Below are 24,277 nucleotides of genomic sequence, written 5' to 3'. Positions count from 1 at the left end.
CTCCCTCGCCACAGAGGTCAGGAGCAACACTCGGGAGGGCATGAGATGAGTGCATTGCCTTACGCCTGGGCCAAGGCGCAGCGGATTCTGCTGCGCGACGGCGTGCTGACGGTGTGCCCGTCGACACCGGGCTGGTCGATCAGCGAGGTGCGCCGACAGTTCGGCGCGGCCAGGCTTGAGCGGGTGCGCGATGACGAACTCGACGGCTTGCTCGCCACAGCCTACGCCGACACTGGCAGCGCGGCGGCGGTGGTTGGCGCGGCGGAAAACGAAGTCGACCTCGACCGCCTGATGCAGGACATGCCGGAAATCACCGACCTGCTCGACACCCAGGACGGCGCGCCAGTTATCCGCATGATCAACGCCTTGCTCACGCAAGCGGCGCGGGATGAGGCCAGCGACATTCACATCGAACCGTTCGAAACCCATTCGGTGGTGCGCTACCGGGTCGACGGTACGCTGCGCGACGTGGTCTCGCCGCGCAAGGCGTTGCACGGTGCGCTGGTGTCGCGGATCAAGATCATGGCGCAGCTCGACATCGCCGAAAAACGCTTGCCGCAGGACGGGCGCATTGCGTTGCGCGTGGCCGGGCGGCCGATTGATATTCGCGTCTCCACTGTGCCCACCGGTCACGGCGAACGGGTGGTGATGCGTCTGCTGGACAAACAGGCCGGGCGTTTGCATCTGGAAACGTTGGGCATGGATGCGCAGGTGCTGGCCAAACTCGATCACCTGATCCGCCAGCCCCACGGCATCGTGCTGGTCACCGGCCCGACCGGTAGCGGCAAAACGACGAGTTTGTATGCGGCACTGGCGCGGCTCGATGCGAGCACCAGCAACATCCTCACCGTGGAAGATCCGGTGGAATACGACTTGCCGGGCATCAGCCAGATTCAGGTCAACGCCAAGATCGACATGACCTTCGCCCTGGCCTTGCGGGCGATTTTGCGGCAAGACCCGGACATCATCATGATCGGCGAGATCCGCGACCTCGAAACCGCGCAGATCGCGGTGCAGGCTTCGTTGACCGGTCACCTGGTGCTCGCGACCCTGCACACCAACGACGCGGTGTCGGCGGTCAACCGCTTGGTCGACATGGGCGTCGAGCCGTTTTTGCTGGCCTCGTCGATGCTCGGCGTTCTGGCCCAGCGGTTGGTACGACGTCTGTGCAATCAGTGCAAACAGGAAGACCCGGCCACGCCCGGCACCTGGCGTCCGGTGGGTTGTGCGGCGTGCAATCACACCGGTTACAGCGGCCGAACCGGCATTCATGAATTGTTCTGCATCGATGACGACATCCGCACCCTGATACACCAAGGGGCAGGGGAGCAGGCCTTGCGTGCAGCGGCGAGCAAGGCCGGGATGTTCAGCCTGCGCGAGGACGGCGAGCGCTGGATTCGCAGCGGTGCCACGGCGCCGGAAGAAATCCTTCGTGTGACACGGGACGCCTGATGAATCGCTATCGTTTTGAAGCCGCCGATGCCAGCGGCAAGATCGAATCCGGGCATCTGGAAGCGGAAAGTCAGGGTGCCGCGTTTGGCGCGCTGCGCGGTCGTGGTTTGACGGCGTTGTCGGTGGAGAAGGAAAGCAACGTCTCCCAGCACGGCGGCGGTGGAATGTTCAGCGCCAGGATGTCGGATAACGATCTGGCCTGGGCCACACGGCAACTGTCGAGCCTGCTCGGCGCCAGTCTGCCGCTGGAGGCTGCGCTGAGTGCCACGGTCGAACAGGCCGAGAAAAAACACATCGCCCACACCCTCAGCGCCGTACGCGCCGACGTGCGCAGCGGCATGCGCCTGGCGGAAGCGCTGGCGGCGCGGCCACGGGATTTTCCGGAAATCTACCGGGCACTGATTGCGGCGGGCGAGGAGTCCGGTGATCTGGCGCAGGTGATGGAGCGGCTGGCGGATTACATCGAGGAGCGCAACAACCTGCGCGGCAAGATTCTTACCGCGTTCATCTATCCGGGTGTGGTCGGGCTGGTGTCGATCGGCATCGTGATTTTCCTGCTCAGCTACGTGGTGCCGCAGGTAGTCAGCGCGTTTTCCCAGGCGCGGCAGGATCTGCCGGGGCTGACGCTGGCGATGCTCAATGCCAGTGATTTCATCCGTGCCTGGGGCTGGTTGTGCGCAGGCGTCATGGCCGGTGCGTTCTGGAGCTGGCGCCTGTATTTGCGCAACCCGGCGGCGCGCTTGAGTTGGCATCATCGGGTGCTGAAGTTGCCACTGATCGGGCGGTTTGTGCTGGGGCTGAACACCGCACGGTTCGCCTCGACGCTGGCGATTCTCGGCGGCGCCGGGGTGCCGTTGTTGCGCGCGCTGGAGGCGGCGCGGCAGACCTTGTCCAATGATCGTCTGAGCCTGAGTGTGAATGAGGCCACCGCCAAGGTGCGAGAGGGCGTCAACCTGGCGGCCGCGCTGAAAGTGGAGAACGTGTTCCCGCCGGTGCTGATTCACCTGATCGCCAGCGGCGAGAAAACCGGTGCGCTGCCACCGATGCTTGAGCGTGCGGCGCAAACCCTGTCTCGTGATATCGAGCGCCGGGCGATGGGCATGACCGCGTTGCTGGAGCCGTTGATGATCGTGGTGATGGGCGGGGTGGTGTTGGTGATTGTGATGGCGGTGCTGCTGCCGATCATCGAGATCAACCAACTCGTGCAGTAGTTTTCTCATCTTTTTTCAGCGGCGCCAGCTCTCACCCGAGCGCAAAAAACAGCATCCTCGGGTTCTCCTTTCTGTCATCTGCAACGGCCCTTCAAGGGCTGTGGCCGATTCCCTCGAAAAGCTTGTCTTAGACACTCCGGATAACCAGCAGAACACCCGAGAAAATCCCTCGTAAATCAGCCTGCACCTCCCGAGGTTTTTTCCTTTATCTGTCACCGGAAACTGCGAATTTCTCAGTGCGACTTAACCACGGACCCCGCTTGCGAAGGTCAGCGGTGAGTCCTCCCAGTGTCATGCAAGTCCCCTGAAAACCTGTGTTCACAACCAACGTTGAAAAGGAGATTCTTCATGTTCAAGCGCACTCTGATCGCAGCTTCCCTGACCGTCGCTGCCCTGGCTTCCGCCCAGGCCATGGCCGCCAACGTAACCGGTGGTGGCGCGACTCTGCCTGCCGCTCTGTACAAAGGCTCTGCCAACAGCATCCTGCCAGCCAACTTCAGCTACCTGGGCACAGGCAGCGGCGTGGGTAAAGTGGCTTTCCTGACCAACGATTCGACGCAGTTCAAAACCACTGGTACGGTTCACTTCGCTGGCAGCGACTCGGTGCTCAGCGCTACCGAAATCGGTAACTACAACACCGCTTACAGCACCACTTACGGCCCGCTGATCCAACTGCCTTCGGTCGCCACTTCGGTTGCCATTCCTTACAAAAAGACCGGCCAGACCGCTCTGAACCTGACCAGCGCTCAGCTGTGCGACGTGTTCTCGGGCACTGCCACCAAGTGGGGCGACCTGCTGAACAACTCTGACGCCACCCCGATTCGCGTTGTGTATCGCTCCACTTCCAGCGGCACTTCGGAAATCCTCACTCGCCACCTGAACGCGGTTTGCCCAACCAAGTTCGCCGTCACCACCACGTTCGCCAACACCCTGAAACCAGCCGGCACTCCACTGCCAACCACTTTCGTAGGCGTGGTTAACACCTCTGACGTCGCTGCTGCCGTGAACGCTGTTGACGGTTCCATCGGCTACGTGGGTCCGGATGGCGTGAATGCCAACAGCAATGCCGTCGTTTCGCGCGTCAACGGTGTTCAGCCGACCACCGCAAACGTCACTACCGCATTGTCTTCGGCCACACTGCCAGTCAACCCGGCTGATCCAGCTCAGTGGGCTCCGGTTGTTGCCAACCCAGCCACCGGTTACCCAATTGCTGCCTACACCAACTTCATCTTCGGCCAGTGCTACAAGGATGCATCCGTGGCTGCTGACGTGAAGGCCTTCCTGACCACTCACTACAGCGTTCCAGGCAACACCGTTGCGACCGTGGCTCACGGCTTCAGCGTGGTTCCGACCAACTGGAAAAACGCTGTGACCGCCAACTTCATCACCAACTCCACCGGCAACAACCTGGACATCAACAACGCCAGCGTCTGCAACACTGTTGGCCGTCCTCTGTAAGGTTTCACTTCAAGTCAGCGGTTTGAATGGCAGCCCCTTTTGGGGCTGCCATTTTTTTTGCCGGAACCGCGCGCAATTACTCCCCCAACATGAAGTTTGTGTGACATCCGTTCGGTCGTGCCCCTTGCCAACCGCCTATGTCCTAACAGCAGGTGGTTGCCGACCTGCAGCTCTTAAAAGGATCTCGTAGTGATGCTCGCTCGCCCATCCCGTCGTCGTACCCACGTCCAGTCCTTCAAGCGTGATGCCATGGACCCGGCATTGTGGCTGCTCAAGCCGCTGGCTCAGGCGGTGGCGTTGTGTCTGGTGGCAGGCAGTGCGCACGCGCAAACGGCGTTCAGCTCGGGCTGGTTTGCCGCCAAGGGCGCCGCCCAGCAAGCCGCCGCTGCAAGGCCCGGCACCGGTGGGTTACCGGGAATGACGCCGCCATTGGCGCAGCAACAGAAAGCCAATCAGCAATTGCAACGTTCGATTCAGACGTTGAACAACACCGTGGCCGCGATTGCCGCGCAGCAAGCGGCTCAGGCTGCCGGGCGCTCGGCGGCGTTGGGTACGGTGCAGTTTGTGCCGGATGGTCTGGGCGAGGGCGGGTTGAAGGTCGATAACAGCCTTGCCCAGGGTTGGCAGAATGCCAAAGGCCCGCAGCAGTCCCAGGCCGATGGCAAGACTACGGTGAAGATCGAACAGACCGCCGACAAGGCGATTCTCAACTGGGAAACCTTCAACGTCGGCCGCAACACCACGGTCGAGTTTGCCCAGCAATCGAATTGGGCAGTGCTCAACCGGGTCAATGATCCGAGCGCACGCGCCAGTCAGATTCAGGGGCAGATAAAGGGCGACGGCACGGTGATGCTGATCAACCGCAACGGCATCGTGTTCAGCGGCAGCAGCCAGGTCAACGTGCGTAACCTGGTGGCCGCTGCCGCCAATATCACCGACATCCAGTTCCGTGACCGCGGCTTGTACTTCGACAGCAACGCCAGTCAGCCGACCTTTACCGACGCTGCCGGCAAGGTACTGGTAGAGCGCGGCGCAGCGATTGCAACCCACGCGCCCGCGACGTCCACCGATGCCGGCGGCTATGCCTTGCTGCTGGGCAACGAGGTGCAGAACGACGGCAGTATCAACACCGCCAAAGGCCAGACCGTGCTCGGCGCCGGCGATCGTTTCTATATCCGCAAAGGCTCGGGTACCGAAGGCAACGGCTTCTCCACGACGTTCGGCAGTGAAGTCGTTCCGGGCTTCAAGGCTGGCAGCAGTGCCGGCAAGGTCAGCAACAGCGGTTTGATTCAGGCCGCCACGGGCGACATCACCCTGACCGGCCATGAGGTGCAGCAAAACGGTGTGCTGCTGGCCAGCACTTCGGTGGCAACGCGCGGCACCATCCACTTGCTCAACCCGGCCACCGACACCAACGGCAGCGTCACCCTGGGGCAGGGCAGCGCCACGGCGATCATGCTCGACAGCAGCGATCTGACGGCACTCGACAGTCAGCACAAAGCCGCGCTGACCGGTGTCAACGCCAACAACAAGGTGCGCGGCGACCAGTCGCGTATCGAGGTGCAGAGCGGCGGCAGCGTCGAGTTCCAGAACGGCTCGATCACGCTTGCCACAGGCGGTCAGGTCGCCGTGACGGCAGGGCGTCGCAGCCTGGTGCGTGACGGCGCGATGATCGATGTGTCCGGCGCCATCGGCGTAAAAGTCGCGATGGAATCCAACAACATCAAAATCAACGTACAGGGCAACGAGCAGCGTGATGCGTCGGTCAACCGCGAGAGCGGTGCGCTGAACAGCAATGACGTGTGGGTCGATGTGCGCGAACTGGTGTATGTCCCCGCCGGCACCAACGGCTATGCCACGGACCGCTGGTACACCGCCGGCGGCTTGCTCGAAGTCGGCGGCTATCTGGGCACGCAGAACCACAGCATCGGTGAGTGGATGGCGCAAGGCGGCCGGGTCAGTTTCGCCGGCAATGATGTGGTCACCGAGCAAGGTTCGTTGATCAATCTGTCCGGCGGTACGCTGGATGTACAGAGCGGCGAGATTCGCCAGAGCTGGCTGCGCGGTGCCGACGGGCGTCTGTATGAAATCTCTCGAGCGCCGGGAGATATTCTTTACAGCGGTTTGTACAAAGGCTACGAGGACAGCAGCAAGCGCTGGGGCCAGACGAATTATTACTACAGCCCGCTGATCGCGCCGACCAAACGTGTCGAGTCGGGCTACACCGTGGGCCGCGATGCCGGGCAACTGGTGATTGCGACCAGCAGCGCCGTGCTCAACGGGCAAATGCTCGGCGAGGTGTATCAAGGTGAGCGCCAGACCCAGACACCGCGTGCTGTACTGGACGGTTATGAACAGTCTCAGACAGCCGTGGCGCGGCGTGCGCAACTGATCGTCGGCAGTTATGACCCGGCCTATGTCGCCTCCGCTGGCGGCCTGTTGTACGGCCTCAATCCAACGTTCGACCAGGTACGTATTGGCGGTGAGAAACCGGCCGATGGCAATGACCAGAATCTGCTCGCTTCAGTGTCCGAGGCGCGCAAAGGCAAACTGTTTCTCGATGCCGATCAACTCAACGGTTTCAGGCTGGGCGCTCTGAAAGTGTCTGCCAAAGACCTGATCGACGTTAACGATGCGCTCAAGGTCGATGCCGGCGGCGACATCACGCTGTACGCGCCGGATGTGCAGATCGATGCCGATCTCACGGCCCGCGGTGGCAGTGTGCGTTTGGGTAACGTGCTCAATCAGCTGCAGCTCAACAAGGTCGCTGACACGAAGATTTCTGCCGCGACAGGGCACGCAACCCGCGTCACTGTGGCTGACGGTGTGCAACTGGATACGCGCGGTCTGTGGAGCAATCTGGGCACCAACCCGGATGACGGCAGCCACCTTGCGTATTTGAACGGTGGCCTGATTTCGATCCGCAGCAGTGGCGATATCGACGTCCAGGCCGGGAGCTTGCTGGATGTTTCGTCTGGCGCCGCTGTGCTGGCGAACGGCAAGACTCGCGGCGGAAAGGGCGGCAGTGTGACGCTGGAGTCCAGCGCCAACGCCGCGCCAGGTAACACACAGCTCATCCTTGATGGTGATGTGCGCGGATACGGTGTCACCGGGGGCGGCACGCTGCTGGTACAGGCCAACAAGGTCATGATCGGGCAGACCGACCAGACGCTGGCCGAACGCACCTTGCAACTGGCACCGAACCTGTTCGGCAAGGGCTTCTCGGCGTACAGCATTATTGGTTTGAACGGCCTGGAGGTCGCCGACAACAGCGTGCTCGACGTCACGATGCCGGTCTATCGTTTCGCTGAAGCGGCGTCGAAACAGGTCAGCGGCGTCGATCCGCAGACGGCACTGGAGTTGTGGACGCCGACGCTGTTCCAGGAAAACCCGACCAAGGCTGTGTTGACTCAACGAGGTGGCGCCAGCCTGTCGTTGCAGGCTGGATCGAGCGAGGCCGGCCTGATCGATCCGCTCAAGTCCGCGTTGACGCTTGGCGCGGGTTCACGCATCAGCGTCGATCCCGGGCAACGGATCGGTCTGCGCGGGCCGGGGCAGATCACGGTGAATGGCGAACTGAACGCGTGGGGCGGCACCCTTGATATTCGCCAGCAGCAGTTCGGCTTGAGCGATCCGGCCGAGAATGCCCTGGAAGCCGCCAATCAAGCCCATAACCGTTCGATCTGGATTGGCGAACGCGCCGTGCTGGATGTGGCCGGTCGCGCGACCACGGCAGTCGATGCACTGGGACGCGTCTATGGCCAGGTCGGCAAGGGTGGCAGCATCATCATCGGCGGTGAAATCGATGCGAAGAAGGCCACCGCCACGTCGGCCGACGCTTATGTCATCGTGCGCAACGGTGCACGTCTTGACGCTTCTGGCACTCAGGCGGTGCTGGACATCGCCGGTCAGGGGCCGACCACGGTTGCCACGGATGGCGGCAAGATTTCCCTGAGTTCCTACAACGGCCTGTTTATCGACGGCGATCTGCGGGCGGCGGCGGGCGGTGCAGGTGCTGCCGGTGGTCGACTGGACATCGCACTGGAAACGCCGATCTACAATCCCAACCTGGCCACCAACGAGGTACGCCTGCCAAGGGAACTGATCATTGGCCAGGGTAAGGGCGAGCCGCTGTTGCCGGCGGATCTTGAGCCCGGTGAGGCAGACCGGCAGTTGGTCTACGGTCGCACGCGGCTGAGTGCCGATGCATTGATGACAGGCGGTTTCGATCATCTTGGCCTGTTGAGCAACGGCTTGATTTCCTTCGACGGCGATGTCGACCTGCATCTGAATCAGAGCTTGAGCCTGTATGCCGGCGCCGTGTCGCTGGCCGAAAACTCGAAAGGCACCGCGCGAATCAATCTGTCTGCGCCTTACCTGCGAATGCTGGGCACGGGCGTCTATTACAGCTCCAACGCCGTCATCCGCCCAAGGGTCATGAATGCGCCAACACCGAACCTGTCGGCGGCGCAGTTCGTCGCCACGTCGAACCTGCTGGACATCGGCAACAGTCTGTCATTCGGTACGTCGGGTTCGATTGCGCAACTCAATGGCCCGGCCCGGCAGGTTGGTCGCCGTGGCTTCGCCCAGGTTTCTCTCGCCAGTTCGGGTGACATGCGGTTTCTTGCCTCCACCACTGGAACACAGTCCGAACTCTGGGCGGCGGGTGACTTGAGCCTCAGCGCGGCTCAGATCTACCCGGTGACTGGGGCGAGTGCCAGGGTGCGTGCCGGTTTTCAGCAGGAGACGTCACCCTCTGAAGGTACTCTGCGCATTCTCTCCAACGGCGCGGCGCCGACTGCGCTGCCTTACTCGGTGTTCGGCAATCTGACGCTCGCTGCCAGCCGCATCGAGCAAGGTGGTGTGCTACGGGCGCCGCTCGGTTCGATCATGCTGGGCGAGAACACCAAGTCAGTGCTGACCCGTGAAGTCCAGCTATTGCCCGGCAGTCTCACGTCCGTCAGCGCTTCCGGGTTGGTCATGCCTTACGGCGGTACAACCGATGGCATCGACTATCGCTACAACGGCAGCCCTGTAGCGCTCAAAGGGATTGTCGGCGCTTCGACGGGAGTGACCCTGCTGTCGCAATACATCGACGTCGCGCCAGGTGCCGTGATTGATCTTTCGGGTGGCGGCGACTTGCGTGGCGCAGGCTTTGTCTCCGGCCGTGGCGGTTCGACCGATGCGCGTTTCAACCCGTTGGTACGCAATGCCAATGACGGCACCTTCAGCCTGCCAGGGCTGGCGAGCAATCCGGTTTATGCCATCGTGCCGGGTAATCAGAGTGTTTATGCGCCGGTGCTCGCCGAGGCGGGGGCGGTCGATCCGCGTATCGGCCAGCAAATTACCATCGCCGCCGGTGTGCCGGGGCTGGCGGCCGGCACTTATACCTTGCTGCCGTCGACATTCGCCTTGTTGCCCGGTGCATTTCGCGTCGAGGTCAACGGTCAGGTCATGGGCGGGCAGACCGGTGCTGCGTTGCAGATGCGCAACGGTTCATGGACCAGCAACGGGCAGATGTCGATCGCCAACAGCGGTGTACGCGACAGTCTCTCCAGCGCGCTGATTCTGACCTCGGCCGATGTACTGCGGCGTTATTCGCAATACAACGAAACCGGCTTCACCCAGTTCATCAAAAACGATGCGGCGCGCCTGGGCGTGTCACGGGCGCTGGCGCCGATGGATGGCAAGTTGCTGGAGCTGCGTTTCAACAGTGGCGGGGACCGTGACATTGCCATGGACTTCAACGGACAGGTGCTGTTCAAGCCGACCGAGGGCGGTGTGGCGGGTACCGCCGTTGTGCGTTCAGTCGATGGCACCATCGAGGTGTTGGGTGCGGGTCGACAGCGTACACAGGGTTTCACGGGTATTTCGCTGTACGCCGACAGCCTGAATCAAATGAATGCCGGGAGGCTGGCGATTGGCGCCTTGCCAACGGTGGACTACGGCAGTGGGGGCAATATTGTCACCTTCGCCAACAACATCGGCTCCGACAACATCACGGTGCGCGAAGGTGCCGTGCTTTCTGCGCCGGAAGTGGTTCTGCGGACTCGCAAGATCGACGGCACCATCACCCTTGAGGCCGGCGCGGGTATCAACACGCTGGGACGTGGTGACGCCCCGTTCGATTCAACCGACGGGTTTGTCTACGACCCCGGCAATGCCAGCCTGCTGCTGGTTTCCAATGGCTGGAACAGCGTGCTGGCACCGGCGAAGGCCGTGGGTATCAATGGAGCGGGCAGTATCCGTATCGGCAGCTGTTCGCTTGAGCCGTGCAGCAACCCGGCGATACTTTACTCCAACGGGAGCATCACCGCGGCGACCGACAATCAGTTTGAGCTGAGCGCCGCGGTGCGTTTCGGCACACGCCACCTGGGGCTTGCGGTGGGTGCGATCAATGTCGGTAATGCGCAGGCGCTGACGGGTGCAGAAGGGCGCGTGCCAGTCGGCCTCACGCTGAGCCAGAACGTGCTTGATCGTCTGCTGCGGGGCGATACGCAATTCGGTGCTCCGGCGCTGGAGTCCTTGAGCCTGACAGCCCGTGACGCCTTCAACTTCTTCGGCAGTGTCTCGCTCGATACGCTGGACCCGCAAACCGGTCGCAGCAATTTGCAAAACCTGATCCTGACCACACCGGCGATCTACGGACAGGGTGATGCCCGGGATGTCGCAACCATCCGTACCGCCAACCTGATCTGGAATGGTGCCCCGCAAGAGCCGGGTGCAGTGGTCAAGGGCGGGGCCGGCAGCGGTCACGGGACCCTCGACATCCAGGCGCAGCGGATCGAATTGGGCTATGGGCCAAGTCCGCAACCGAGTGGACTGGATCAGAACGATCGCCTGGCGTTGGGTTTCGCCAACGTCAATCTCACGGCCAGTGAGCGCATTACCGCCAACCACAAAGGCAGCCTGTCGGTGTACCAGGAACAGGGCGCGTATGACCCGGCCAAGGGCTACACCTACAGCGGCGGCAACCTTACGCTGCTGACGCCGTTGCTGACGGGCGAAGCAGCATCGGTCAACGCATTGAAGGCGGGCAACAATTTGACGCTCACCGGTACCGGTGGCGCTGCATTGGCCGATGCGCTGGGCGCAGAGCTGAGTCTTGAAGCGCGCAACGTCGTACTCGACGGCCGTATCGTGCTGGCCAGCGGCAAGCTGCAGGTCAAGGCAGAAGGCGACCTGAGCCTGACCGGCAACGCGCAACTGGATCTGGCCGGGCGCACCTTGCCGTTCAATGACGTGAAGAAATACAGCTGGGGCGGAGACGTGTCGCTCTATAGCCACAACGGCAACATTCGCCAGGCGGCGGGCTCACGTATCGACTTGTCGGCGCAGAACAATCAGGCCGGCAATCTCAGTGCTGTGGCACTGGCGGTGAATGCGGGGGAGGTCGATCTGCAAGGTGAAATCCTCGGTGCCAGCAGCGGCTATTACGATGCCGGCGGTACGCTGGTGCCGTACAAGGCCGCCGGTGTGGACATCCGTGCGCAACGGCTGGGTGGCGATTTGAATGAACAGTTCGCCGCACTCAATCAGCGCTTGAACGCCGGGCAGGTGTTCGGCAGTCGCAGCTTCCAGTTCAAACAGGGTGACCTGCTGATCGGCGACGGGCTCAAGGCCGGCGAAGTCAATGTGGTGGTGGACAATGGCAGCCTCACCATTGGCGGTCGTGTCGATGCCAGTGGTGAGCGGGTCGGCAGCATTCGCCTGTCCGGCAAAAACGGCCTGACCCTCTCCGGTAATGCCGTGCTCGATGCCCATGGTCGTGTGTTGCGGGTCGACAGCTACGGCAAGATCATCGACGCGCCGAACCGCGCCATGGTCGAACTCAATTCCGGTGATGGCTTGCTCACACTGGCCTCCGGTGCACGGATCGATCTGCGTCATGGCACCGATGCAGTCAATGGCAAGCTGCCAGGGCAAAACGACGGGATGCCGCGCGGTACGCTGGAGTTGAACGCGCCACGGCTTGGCGTCGGTGATATCGCCATTGATGCCAGCGGTACGCTGACCATTGAAGGGGCGCGCTCCATCGGCCTCAATGGCGTGCGACGTTACGCGGATGCCCGCGATGGTATCGATCCGGCCGCCAGCGGCCGGCCGTATCAGGTGATCGATCAGGCCATGTTCGTTCGTATCGACGGTGACAACACCACGTTCATCGATGCGGCGCTGGCCAACAATGATCTGCTGCAACGCAAGCTCGCCGGGCTCAACAATGCGTCCTACGCCGATGCGTTCCATCTGCGACCCGGTGTCGAGATCGTCAGCAAGACGGCCGATGGCGATCTGGTGGTAGAAGGTGATGTCGACCTGTCGCATTACCGCTACGCCAGCCTCAACCCGAATTCGCAGAAGACGCCGGTCTATGGCTCTGGTGAGTCCGGCAGCCTGGTGATTCGTGCCGGCGGCAATCTGGATATCTACGGCAGCATCAACGACGGTTTCGCCAAGCCCCTGGAAACCGTCGATGATGCTGGCTGGAAACTGCTGCCGGGTGTCCAGCCGTTTGGCGGCGACCTGATTGTACCGGGCAGCGGCGTGACTCTGGCCGAAGGCACTCTGTTTCCGGCGGGCACCACGCTCAATTACGACTTGCCGATTCAAGCGGCCACGCTGGCGGGCGGTACGTTGCTGCCGACCGAAGGCGTTCTGGTCAACGCCTATACGATCAGCGCCGGCACGGTATTGTCAGGCGCCGTGCATGATGCATCGGGCAACCTGTTGTACGCCGCCGGCACCTTGCTCAATGACCGCGTGACATTGCCGGCAGGCAGTCGGCTGGGGGCTGGCACTCGATTGAACGATGCCACCAGCCTGCTTGCCATGCTCTGGCCAAAAGATGTGCCGCTGCCTCGTGCGATCGGGGCGGATAACAACGCTGTGGGCGTTAAATTGCGCGGCCCGCTGGCGTTGTTGCGCGGCTCGCTGATTCCGTCCATGACCGACGTCGTGCTTGCCGATGGCACTGCATTCATTGAGCTGCGCGGTTACTCAAGCACAACGCAGCAGGGCAGCAACTGGGCCATCGCGAGCATGCTGGCACCGGGCAGCACGTCGTGGTCGATGCGCGTAGTGGCCGGCGCCGACCTTGGGTCCGCCGACAGCCGTGCGTTGAAGCCGCTGACGGCGGACGGCAATCTGCGTCTGGCGGATACCCATTACGGGTTGAAAGTGACCGAGAAAAAGCTCGACACCAAATGGGCTGAAGGCAACTCCAAGAACCGCCCGGCCGGTTCGGTCGTGACCGATGCCGATCTGCATTTCTGCGATGAAAATCCGGCGGACTGTGTCGCTCCCGCCAAGTTCCTGTGGGCCGAAGGCAACTGGTTGGGCAAGGAGCCGGGTACACCGATCAGTGAAGAGGATCTGTACTGGTGCGACATCGATCCGGGTGGCTGCATGCCGAACAAGGGTGGCATCGCTGTCACCACTCACTCGCAAATGTTCAGCGTGCTGCGCACCGGTACCGGCGATCTCGATCTGTTGGCGGCCGGCAACCTGAGCATGGATTCACCTTACGGTGTGTACACGGCCGGCACTCAGTCCAGCGACATCGATCAGCGATATAACCAGCCACGTGGACGTTTGACCGACGACAACTCGGTGCTGGGCAGTAAAGGGGCGGACTACGAAAAATGGGGCAATGGCGGTACCGAAAGTCTTTATCAGGCCTGGTACCCGACATTGGGTGGCAACCTGACGATCAATGCCGGCGGCTCGGTGTCCGGTGATGCGGTCGGACGTCGTGGGCCGAGCAACACGGCGGTCTATCGAGAGCAGGTGGCCAGCGCATCGGTGGGCAACTGGCTCTGGCGTCAGGGCACGGGCAACAGCAATGTGCCGACGGCGTGGTGGATCAACTTCGGCAGCTATGCTACCCAGCCGCTGCCTGGTGCGGGCAGTGATACCGCCCCTTACCTGGTGGGTTTTACCGGTTTCGGCGCACTCGGCGGCGGCAACGTCAGCCTGCGAGTCGGAGGCGATGCCGGTATGCTCAAGCCGCTGGGCGACAGCGTGACCAACCCACGCAGTCAGGGTCTGATCGTTGCAGTGGGCAGTACCGGGCGAGTGGGCAGTGATGGCAGCCTGCAATTGACCGGTGGCGGCGACATGGACATTCGCATTGGCGGCATGCTGAACCCGTCATTGCAGGCACGTGCCGGGCAAACCGGTACTGCCACGCCACGCCACGATTTGCAGGGTGCGTTGATCAACCTGCGCGGAGCGGCACAAATGTCGGCTGGCGCATCGGGTGCGATCAAGCTGCAGTATGGTGCTTACGCAACCTATCAGGACCCGCGCGAAACCCGGGCTTTCGATCCGTTTACCTCGACTCTGGGCAGTGCTTCCGGTGGGCTGGTGCTGATACCCGGCGACTCGGGCATGCGCTTGAGCACCCGTGGTGATCTGGTCCTCGGTGGCGCAGCCGACCCTGGGCGGGTCCAACTGCAGAACTCCACGCCGTTCACGGATGCAAACGGTGTTGTTCACGCAGGAGGCGGCTTGTCGGCTTTCTCGTTGTGGACCGATCACACGGCTATCGACCTGTTTTCGGCGGGGGGCAACCTGACGCCAAGTACCCAATTGGCCGAAACCGACTCGCAGGGGACTGTCCCGAATCTCAACACGTCCCCCACTGACGGACGCTTCGTGTATCCGTCGATTTTGCGTGCCGTGGCAGGGCAAGGTTCCATCTATGCCGGTGCTTCGGCCACGTTCAGTGAAAACGGGACGCCTGCCGCAACGAACTATTCACTCTTGCTGGCGCCTTCAAGGGCGGGGCAACTGGAAATGCTGGCCGGTGACTCGATCTACGCCGGTGGCTACGCGATCAATCAGTCCGGCGCCAGCCTGTTGGCCATTGCAACGCCGTTTGCCCCTGCGTTCACGGGGTATGCGCAATACACCGACAGCAGGCCGACAACGAGTAACTACAGCAACGATGGCATAGCACCGCGCCTGAACTCGCGTTATCCATTGTTCGCTTTTGGTGCCGACACCTACTCGGGATTGAGCGGCGTACAGGCACCGGCTCGTTTTTATGCATTGACCGGTGATCTGGTGGGTGTGCGCAGCGGCGAAACCCTGTCTTTTGCAACCACACTGCGCACCTGGTACGAAGCGGCAGCACCGGTATGGATGCTGGCGGGGCGCGATATCGTGGCGTCGGGTGCCAATCTGGGCCAGCCGACAAGGGCGCCGAAGGAAATGGGGAATAACGAAGCCATCAGTTCTTCGGGCAACCTGTTCATACACAACAGTGCGCATGACGTGTCACGGGTTTCCGCCGGCCGCGACATCCTCTACAGCAGCTTCGACATCGCCGGTCCTGGTCTGCTGGATATGAGTGCCGGGCGCAACATCCTGATGGAGGATCGTGCCGGCATCAGCAGCATCGGGCCGCTAGTGGCCGGGGATAACCGGCCTGGCGCCAGTGTGGTCATGCAGGCGGGTGCGGGCGCGCAGGGCGTGGATTATTCGCGGTTCATTGCGCATTACCTGAACTCGCAGAACCTTGCCAATCCTGATGTGCCCCTCAGTGGTCAACCGGGCAAGGTGGTCAAAACCTACCTCGACGAACTGCAGAGCTGGCTGACCCTCGGCTACGGCTTCAACGGTAATGCCGAACAGGCGCAAGCCTTCTTCGCCGCGTTGCCAAGTGCCGAGCAGGCGATCTTCGCCCGCCAGGTGTACTTCGCCGAATTGCGCGCCGGTGGCCTGGAATACAACGACGCCGATGGTCCACGCAAAGGTAGTTATCTGCGCGGTCGTAATGCCATTGCCTCGTTGTTCCCGACCACCGATGTGGCCGGCAACCCGATCCGTTATGACGGCGACATCACTCTTTACGGTGGCTCCGGGGTCAAGACGCTGTTCGGCGGCGATATCCAGATGCTTACGCCGGGTGGTGGTCAGGTGTTCGGCATCGAGGGCGCGGCGCCGCCATCCACGGCGGGCATCATCACCCAGGGCTCGGGCAACATTCAGCTCTACTCCCAGGGCAGCATTCTGCTGGGGCAGAGCCGGATCATGACCACGTTTGGTGGCTCGATCCTCGGCTGGTCCGCCGAGGGCGACATCAACGCCGGTCGCGGCTCGAAAACCACCGTGGTCTACACCCCGCCGAAACGCGTGTACGACACCTGGGGCAACGTGACCCTGTCGCCATCGGTGCCGAGCACCGGCGCCGGTATCGCCACGCTCAACCCGATTGCCGAAGTGGCACCGGGGGACATCGACCTGATTGCGCCGCTGGGCACCATCGATGCGGGCGAGGCGGGGATTCGCGTCTCGGGCAACGTCAACATCGCCGCGCTGACGGTGGTCAATGCCGCCAACATTGCGGTGCAGGGCAAGGCAACCGGTGTGCCGGTGGTTTCGGCGGTCAACACCGGGGCGATCACCTCGGCCAGCTCGGCTGCGTCGTCGGCGACCCAGGCAGCGGAAGACGTCGCCCGTCAACAGCAAGCCGCGTCACGGCAGAACCAGGCCTCGGTGTTCACCGTGCAGGTACTGAGCTTCGGCAACGAACAACTGGCCCCGACCCGCGACGGCGCGAGCCGTGCACCGACACCGGGTTACAACCCCAACAGCCCGGTGCAGGTACTGGGCGCCGGGGCGCTGGATGAACAGGCGAAACAGCAGCTGACGGAGGAGGAGCGGGGGCAGCTGACGTTGTAAAGGACTCTCGTGTAGTACGCTTCGGGCGGCCATTTGGCCGCCCTTTTTTTATGTTGATGAGGTTCGTGGGTATTGTCGTCGGGTGTGGACTAACGTCAGTATTCTGATGCACCCGTTCACCCGATAGACCAGCAGATAGTTTGGATTGATCACCATTTCCCGAGTGCTTGGCACTCGACCGGACCGGTAACCATAGGGGATTGATGAAAGCCTTTTCGTTGCTGCACCAACCTTGTGTTGCAGAGCAACTGAAGCGTTTGAGTTGTATTGTTCAATGTAATCAATAATGTCAGCCAGATCGTTCAGAGCTTGATCGCTCCATTCAAGCAGCAGCGCGGCGCTTCCTGCGCATCTCTTCCAGCATCTGGTCGAGCATTGCCATAGCTTCATCATGGGGAATGCCAGGGCTGGGATCATCGAGAGCCTCCTGAACCTTGGCACGAAACCAGCGATCGTAGCTCTCTGCCTCTTCTTCTGATTCGAAGTCAGAGTAAAACGGGGAATGCAATATGCTCATAGTGATCTCCGTGATCAATTTCAGCAGTCTAAGGGGGGATTGGCCCATTGTCGTCACTGGCAGACGATGCACTCCATGAGCCCTTGAAGAACCATGAAGCTGCGGGATCCAGTATCTGCAAACACCCCCTTTGAAATCTGCCGGACGTTTCTCTCCGTTGTCCGGCAATCTCGACCGCCGCTGTAGGCCTATTCCTCCTCTTTGTTTTTCAGGTTTCCAGCCTACAAATCTGCGCGCGCCTTCCTACAAATGCACTCAGAACGCATACGGAATACTCACTTTCGCCCACAACATTTCCCCCTCCGGCCGGTTCTCCACGTCGAATTCCTTGGCCCAGCGAATCTCCGCGCTGGCGTACTTGAGGAAGGTGAAGTGCAACGCCGGGCCGATGGCGAACACCTTGCCGCGTACGCCGTCATCAACGTCCTGGCCGGCGAACTGCACGGTGTGGCCGAACTGTTTGTCGTCGGTGGTTTGCTTGAGGTAGTAGCCGTTGATGCCGAGCATCAGGTCGTCGGTGATCTTGTAGCTGGCCGAATAATCGAAGTGGAAGATCTGCCCGGATTTGTAGTCGGTGTCCTTGTTCTTCTCGTTGAAGCTGTAGGTGGTCTTCATCGAGACTTCGGTCTTGTCCGTCGGCAGCCAGGTGAAGGAGAACAGCGGTTTGTAGGTGTAGAAGTTGTTGCTGGTGTTGGCCAGGCGATCGACGCTGTATTCACCGGTGGGAACGGTGATTTCCAGGGCGGCGCCGAGGGTCAGGTTCTTGCCCATGTCCCAGAGGATGATCGGCGCGATGGTGGTATCGCCCATGCCTTCGCGGGTGTCGCTCAGGCCGAACACCGACACTTCCTGCTTCAGCCACGGCTGGGCGATGTAACCGGCGAGGCGTCCGCCGAACACCCGTACCGGGCTCAAGTAATCGATGCGCGGGATGACGGCGGTGGATTCGATCTCGACATTCGGCACTTTGCCGCCGAACGAGCTGATGTTGAGCTTGGTCGCCTTGTAGTGGTTGTAGTAGAGGTTGAAGGCAACCATGTTCTCGGGAAGGCTGTCGACTTCCAGCGGCAGCATGAAGAAGCCGTCGGTGCCGGTGCCGATGTTGTCGACACCGGCTTCGGTGGCCAGCGCCGGCAGGGTCACGGCGCAGCCGAGCAGGCTCAGCGCCAGTCGCACAGGGAATGTCGCGCGGTTCGGGGTCATGTCCGTCCTCATTATTATTGTGTTTGGGCGCACCGCCGGCGCGCAGGACGCCCGGCCACTATAGAAATAAGCCCTTGGCGCACGACGGGGCAGGGTATTGGCGGACACGGAAGGGGACTTCTGCGGACAGTCCGCCAACCCTGTGCTAACTTCCTTCGACATAACCGGTTACAAAAATAACAATTCAGCGTGATCCGGAATGTCAGCCCCCATGAATGTAAAAGTCCAAGACCCCACCTTCGAACTGGCGCTGGTGTCGCCCTTTCTGCTGCAGACCCTGGCCGAAGTTGCGGCCAACAAGGGTATTGAGGCCGAAAGCCTGTGCCGTGGCCTCGGTTTCACTTTCGAAGACCTGCAGGATCCGTCACAGCGGATTTCCTACCGCCAGGCCGTGGCCATGATCCAGCGCGCGCTCAAGGCGTTGCCCAATCAGGGGCTGGGTCTGTGGGTCGGTGCGCAGAACGTGCTCGGCACCCTCGGCCTGCTCGGGCATGTGCTGTCGCTGTGCAAGAACCTGCGCGATGCGTTCGAGCTGGGGATTCGTCATCAACACACGTCCGGCGGGATCGTCGTTTCCAGTGTCGATGTCGTGGGCGAGCAGGTGTACCTGGACGTGGAATGCCGCTTGCCGTTCGCCGAAGTGCAGGTGTTTGCGGTCGAAGAGTTTTTCGCCAGCCTTTTGGTCTACGGCCGTGCGCTGGTGGGCGAGACGTTCAAACCGATTGCCGTGGAGTTCATGCACGCGGCGCCGGATTACGTTGATGAATACCGGCGACTGCTGGGGCCGGATGTACGCTTCGGTTGTCTGCACAATCGCATGCTGATCGATGTGCAGTGGCTGGATGTGAACCTGCCCAATCATCATTCGCTGGCGCTGCGCCAGGCGGTCAAACTGCTGGAGTTGGAGGCGGCGCAGGTTCACCAGAAGCTCGATCTGATCCAGGCCGTGGAGCGCGCCATTGCCCGGGACCTGAGCCGGGGCAGCCACATCGAAAAGATCGCTGGCGACCTCAACATGAGCAGCCGCACCTTGCGCCGGCGCCTGACCGAGCACTCGCTGACCTTCGAGGCGTTGCTGGAGCAAGTGCGCCAGGCACGCACGATGAGTCTGCTGGCCAATCCCGACATGCCCATCGAGCGCATCACCGAAGAAGTTGGCTACAGCGACGTGCGCAGCTTTCGCCGGGCGTTCAAGCGCTGGACGGGCAAGAGCCCGAGCGCGTGGCGCAACGAGTGCGTCATCTGAACCCACACAAACCCTCCGGCTACAGTTAAACTCCGCGCTCTTTCCCAAGGAGTTCACATGAGTTACTACCAGCCGGGCATCCTCGCCACCCCTGTTCCGCCGCAAGCACGTCACCTGTTTTTCGCCCTCGAATCGGTGGAAGCATTGCCGCAGGCGATCGACAACCTGCTGAACCTGGTGGACAGCAAGTCGGCGGTGGTCGGTTTCGGTGAATCCCTGGCCAAGGCCCTGAATGTGAACATCGACGGCCTGCGCAGCTTCCCGGCGCTGACCGGTGTCGGCGTGGAAAACCCGTCGACCCAGCACGCCCTGTGGGTCTGGCTGCACGGCGTCGACCGTGGCGAGTTGCTCAATCGCAGCACTGCGCTTGAGGCTGCACTGGCCCCGGCGCTGCGTCTGGTGCAGATGCAGGAAGCCTTCCGCCACAAGGACGGCCATGACCTCACCGGTTATGAAGACGGTACCGAAAACCCGCATGACGAAGCCGCCATCGCCGCCGCACTGCAAAGTGAAGGCGCCGAAGGCCTGGTCGGTGGCAGCTTTGCCGCGATCCAGCAGTGGCAGCACGACCTCAAGGGTTTCCATGCGTTGTCCGCCGAGGACAAGGACAACATCATGGGCCGTCGCCTGAGCGACAACGAAGAGATCGACGACGCCCCGGTGTCCGCCCACGTCAAGCGTACCGCTCAGGAAAGCTTCGCTCCGGAAGCCTTCGTCGTGCGCCGTTCGATGCCGTGGATCGAAGGCGACCGCGCCGGCCTGATGTTCCTGGCGTTCGGCTTTTCCCTCGACGCCTTCGAAGCACAACTGCGCCGCATGAGCGGTCTGGAAGACGGCATCACCGACGGTCTGTACCGCATCAGCCGGCCGATCACCGGCGGCTACTACTGGTGCCCGCCGCTGCAAAACGGCCACCTCGATCTGCGCGCACTGCGCATCGGCTGAGGCACAAGCATGAACGTGGTGCGTTGGGGCATGATCGGTTGCGGCAGTGTCGCCGAACGCAAGAGCGGGCCGGCCTTCTACAAGGCGCCCGGCTCGGCGTTGGTGGCGGTAATGGGCCGCCGCCTCGAAGCCGTGACCGATTACGCCACGCGCCACGGCATCGCCCGGACTTACACCGACGTCGATGCCCTGATCAACGACCCCGAGGTGGACGCGGTATACATCGCCACGCCACCCGACAGTCACCACGCCTACAGCCTGAAAGTCGCCGCCGCCGGCAAGCATTGCTGCGTCGAAAAACCCATGGCGCTCAACGCCGGGCAAAGCCGCGAAATGCAGCAGGTGTTTGCCGATGCCGGTCTGCACCTGTTCGTCTCCTATTACCGTCGTTCGTTACCGCGTTTCCAGCAGGTTCGGCAATGGTTGGAGCAGGGCCGCATTGGCGAAGTGCGGCACTTGAGCTGGACGCTGACCAAGGCGCCATCACCGAAGGATCTGGACGGCAGCGCCAACTGGCGCACCGATCCGGCGGTGGCGGGTGGCGGGTATTTCGCGGATCTGGCCAGCCATGGTTTTGACCTGTTCCAGTACCTGCTCGGCGACATCGTTGAAGTCGCCGGATTCACGGCGCGTCAGGCCGGGTTGTACGCGGCGGAGGATGCGGTCAGCGCCAGTTGGCGGTTTGCCTCGGGCGCGTTAGGTATGGGTTGCTGGAGCTTTGTTGCGGATCGCCGTGAGGATCGGGTCGAGATCATCGGCAGCCAAGGGCGAATCGGTTTTTCGGTGTTCGATGAGCATCCGGTCGAGTTGCATGCGGAAGAAGATATCAGCCTGGAAATCCCCCATCACGAACACATCCAATGGCATCACGTACTCGGCATGAACGCGCAGATTCGCGGTGAGTCCCGGCACCCCGCGGTCGCCGCCGAAGCCCTGAAGACCGATTGGGTCATGGATCAAATCCTCAAGCGCCACTGAAGGCGCGTCTAAGGTTATGCCCAAACAATATTTCTCAAGCTTGTCATAACGTCTCTAAGATCACGTCATAACTCGTTATGACAAGTGATTTCGTGATGACTGATAACGTTCTCTCCTTGGGCAGCGTCCCGCTGCACACTCAACTGCGCGACGTGCTGCGCACCCGGATTCTCGACGGCGAATACCCGCAAGACAGCCAGATGCCGTCCGAAAGCGAGCTCGGCACGCTGTTCAAAGTCAGCCGCATCACCGTGCGCCAGGCCCTGGGCGATCTGCAGAAGGAAGGGCTGATCTTCAAGATCCATGGCAAAGGCACCTTCGTCGCCAAACCCAAGACATTCCAGAACGTCAGCACCCTGCAAGGCCTCGCCGAGTCCATGACCGGCCGTGGCTACGAGGTGATCAACCGCCTGCGCAGTTTCAAATTCATCGCCGCCGACAAACTGGTCGCCGAGCGTTTGCAGATCGCCGAAGGCGAAATCGTCGCCCAGATCAAACGCGTACGGCTGATCAACCGTGAGCCGATCTCGCTGGAAATCACCTACCTGACCAAAGCCGTCGGCGAGCGGCTGGAGAAGGCCGACCTGGTGACCCGCGACATCTTCCTGATCCTCGAAAACGACTGCGGCATTGCCCTCGGCCACGCCGATCTGGCCATCGACGCCGTGCTGGCCGATAGCGACCTGACCCAGGCGCTGAACGTCGAGGCCGGCTCGCCGATCATGCGCATCGAGCGTCTGACCCACGACGCCCACGGCCAGCCGCTGGACTTCGAACACCTTTACTACCGTGGCGATGCGTTCCAGTACCGCCTGCGGATCGACCGGCAAAAAGGGGCGTGACATGACCCGCAATACCTTAGAGCAGGAATACGACATCGTTGTCATCGGCGGCGGCACCGCTGGCCCGATGGCGGCGATCAAGGCCAAGGAAAAGAACAAGGAACTGCGCGTGCTGCTGGTCGACAAGGCCAACGTCAAGCGCAGCGGCGCGATCAGCATGGGCATGGATGGCCTGAACAACGCGATCATTCCCGGCCACTCGACGCCGGAGCAGTACACCAAGGAAATCACCATCGCCAACGACGGCATCGTCAATCAGGCGGCCGTCTATGCCTACGCGACCCACAGCTTTGAAACCATCGAGCAACTCGACCGCTGGGGCGTGAAGTTCGAGAAGGACGAAACCGGCGATTACGCGGTGAAGAAAGTCCACCACATGGGCGCCTATGTGCTGCCGATGCCGGAAGGGCACGACATCAAGAAAGTCCTGTATCGCCAGTTGAAGCGGGCGCGGGTGAGCATCACCAACCGACTGGTCTGCACCCGTTTGCTGACTGACGAGGAGGGCGCCGTCAACGGTGTGATGGGGTTCGACTGCCGCACCGCCGACTTCCACGTGATCAAGGCCAAGGCGGTGATCCTCGCTTGCGGCGCGGCCGGGCGACTCGGTCTGCCGTCCTCGGGTTACCTGATGGGCACCTACGAAAACCCGACCAACGCCGGCGACGGTTACGCGATGGCGTATCACGCCGGGGCCGAACTGGCGAACCTTGAGTGCTTCCAGATCAACCCGCTGATCAAGGACTACAACGGCCCGGCCTGCGCCTACGTCACCGGCCCGCTAGGCGGCTACACCGCCAACAACAAGGGCGAACGCTTCATCGAGTGCGACTACTGGAGCGGGCAGATGATGTGGGAGTTCCACCAGGAACTGGAGAGCGGCAACGGCCCGGTGTTTCTCAAACTCGATCACCTGGCCGAGGAAACCATCCAGAACATCGAGGAAATCCTCCACAGCAACGAACGCCCGAGCCGTGGCCAGTTTCACGCCAATCGCGGCACCGACTACCGCACGCAAATGGTCGAGATGCACATCTCGGAAATCGGCTTTTGCAGCGGCCACTCGGCGTCCGGCGTTTGGGTCAACGAGCGCGCCGAAACCTCGGTGAAAGGTCTGTACTCGGCGGGCGACATGGCCGCCGTGCCGCACAACTACATGCTCGGCGCATTCACCTACGGCTGGTTCGCCGGCCATAACGCGGCTGAATTTGTCGCCGGACGTGAGTTCTCTGCGCTGGATGCCGAACAGATCGAAAAGGAAAAGGCCCGGGTCTACGCACCGCTGGATCGCGAACACGGTCTGCCGCCGGCGCAGGTCGAGTACAAGCTGCGGCGCTTCGTCAACGACTACCTGCAACCGCCGAAAGTGACCAAGAAAATGGAAATCGGCCTGCAGCGCTTCAGCGACATCGAACGCGACCTCAACGAGATGAAGGCCAACAACGCCCACGAACTGATGCGCGCCATGGAAACCAGCGTGATCCGCGACTGCGCCGAAATGGCCGCCCGGGCCTCGCTGTTCCGCGCTGAAAGCCGCTGGGGCTTGTACCACTACCGGGTCGATCACCCGCAACGGGACGACCGCGAATGGTTCTGCCATTGCCACCTGAAGAAGGGCGAAGACGGGCGCATGACCAGTTTCAAGAAAGCCGTCGAGCCTTACATCATCCCGCTCGATGCCGAGGAAATGCAGGCCTACGACCGCCTTCGGGTCGGCGCTTTCGCCGCTTGAGGCATC

The 24,277-nt window shown here is 61.8% G+C and carries 12 protein-coding genes; 9 read left to right on the top strand and 3 right to left on the bottom strand.

Annotation, left to right across the window (positions count from 1 at the left end):
• The first annotated feature begins 45 nt into the window (after positions 1 to 45).
• The 4 genes from gspE to AC07VV_RS06040 all read left to right on the top strand — a co-directional run bounded on the left by gspE (position 46) and on the right by AC07VV_RS06040 (position 16,808).
• Positions 46 to 1,452, top strand: a complete 1,407-nt coding sequence (gene gspE, locus AC07VV_RS06055) for a type II secretion system ATPase GspE (protein ID WP_085646839.1) — start codon at positions 46 to 48, stop codon at positions 1,450 to 1,452.
• Positions 1,452 to 2,663, top strand: a complete 1,212-nt coding sequence (gene gspF, locus AC07VV_RS06050) for a type II secretion system inner membrane protein GspF (RefSeq protein WP_495035650.1) — start codon at positions 1,452 to 1,454, stop codon at positions 2,661 to 2,663. Before gspE ends, gspF begins: the two co-directional genes overlap by 1 nt.
• A 348-nt stretch (positions 2,664 to 3,011) precedes the next feature.
• Positions 3,012 to 4,121: a substrate-binding domain-containing protein gene (locus AC07VV_RS06045; protein ID WP_102621803.1), complete on the top strand. Its 1,110-nt coding sequence runs from the start codon at positions 3,012 to 3,014 to the stop codon at positions 4,119 to 4,121.
• A 192-nt stretch (positions 4,122 to 4,313) separates the two neighbouring features.
• Entirely contained in the window at positions 4,314 to 16,808 is a 12,495-nt protein-coding gene (locus AC07VV_RS06040; protein WP_495035649.1) for a filamentous hemagglutinin family protein, read from the top strand.
• Positions 16,809 to 16,856: 48 nt separating this feature from the next.
• On the opposite strand, the gene AC07VV_RS06035 is transcribed toward AC07VV_RS06040, so the two are convergent.
• The 3 genes from AC07VV_RS06035 to AC07VV_RS06025 form a co-directional block, all read right to left on the bottom strand.
• Complete coding sequence (locus tag AC07VV_RS06035) at positions 16,857 to 17,198, bottom strand: type II toxin-antitoxin system RelE/ParE family toxin (protein WP_495035940.1); 342 nt, start codon at positions 17,196 to 17,198, stop codon at positions 16,857 to 16,859.
• Positions 17,131 to 17,325 carry a type II toxin-antitoxin system RelB family antitoxin gene (gene relB / locus AC07VV_RS06030; protein ID WP_192558187.1) on the bottom strand — a complete coding sequence of 65 codons (195 nt, stop codon included), beginning with the start codon at positions 17,323 to 17,325 and terminating at the stop codon, positions 17,131 to 17,133. Before relB ends, AC07VV_RS06035 begins: the two co-directional genes overlap by 68 nt.
• A 255-nt stretch (positions 17,326 to 17,580) precedes the next feature.
• Positions 17,581 to 18,528: a SphA family protein gene (locus AC07VV_RS06025; RefSeq protein ID WP_096820006.1), complete on the bottom strand. Its 948-nt coding sequence runs from the start codon at positions 18,526 to 18,528 to the stop codon at positions 17,581 to 17,583.
• A 211-nt stretch (positions 18,529 to 18,739) separates the two neighbouring features.
• Between AC07VV_RS06025 and AC07VV_RS06020 the strand changes: the two genes are divergently transcribed.
• The 5 genes from AC07VV_RS06020 to AC07VV_RS06000 all read left to right on the top strand — a co-directional run bounded on the left by AC07VV_RS06020 (position 18,740) and on the right by AC07VV_RS06000 (position 24,271).
• Positions 18,740 to 19,774 carry an AraC family transcriptional regulator gene (locus AC07VV_RS06020; RefSeq protein WP_493072445.1) on the top strand — a complete coding sequence of 345 codons (1,035 nt, stop codon included), beginning with the start codon at positions 18,740 to 18,742 and terminating at the stop codon, positions 19,772 to 19,774.
• A gap of 57 nt (positions 19,775 to 19,831) precedes the next feature.
• Positions 19,832 to 20,719 (top strand): Dyp-type peroxidase, encoded by an 888-nt coding sequence (locus AC07VV_RS06015; protein ID WP_495035648.1) that lies wholly within the window; start codon positions 19,832 to 19,834, stop codon positions 20,717 to 20,719.
• A gap of 9 nt (positions 20,720 to 20,728) precedes the next feature.
• Positions 20,729 to 21,697, top strand: a complete 969-nt coding sequence (locus AC07VV_RS06010; RefSeq protein ID WP_495035647.1) for a Gfo/Idh/MocA family protein — start codon at positions 20,729 to 20,731, stop codon at positions 21,695 to 21,697.
• A 95-nt stretch (positions 21,698 to 21,792) separates the two neighbouring features.
• Positions 21,793 to 22,539, top strand: coding sequence for a GntR family transcriptional regulator (locus AC07VV_RS06005; RefSeq protein ID WP_495035646.1), 747 nt, complete (start codon positions 21,793 to 21,795; stop codon positions 22,537 to 22,539).
• Position 22,540: 1 nt separating this feature from the next.
• Entirely contained in the window at positions 22,541 to 24,271 is a 1,731-nt protein-coding gene (locus tag AC07VV_RS06000) for a fumarate reductase/succinate dehydrogenase flavoprotein subunit (RefSeq protein WP_192558181.1), read from the top strand.
• Positions 24,272 to 24,277: the final 6 nt, after the last annotated feature.

This window comes from Pseudomonas sp. GW821-FHT02C04, assembly GCF_059421845.1.
This window is presented reverse-complemented; position numbering and strand designations above follow the sequence as displayed.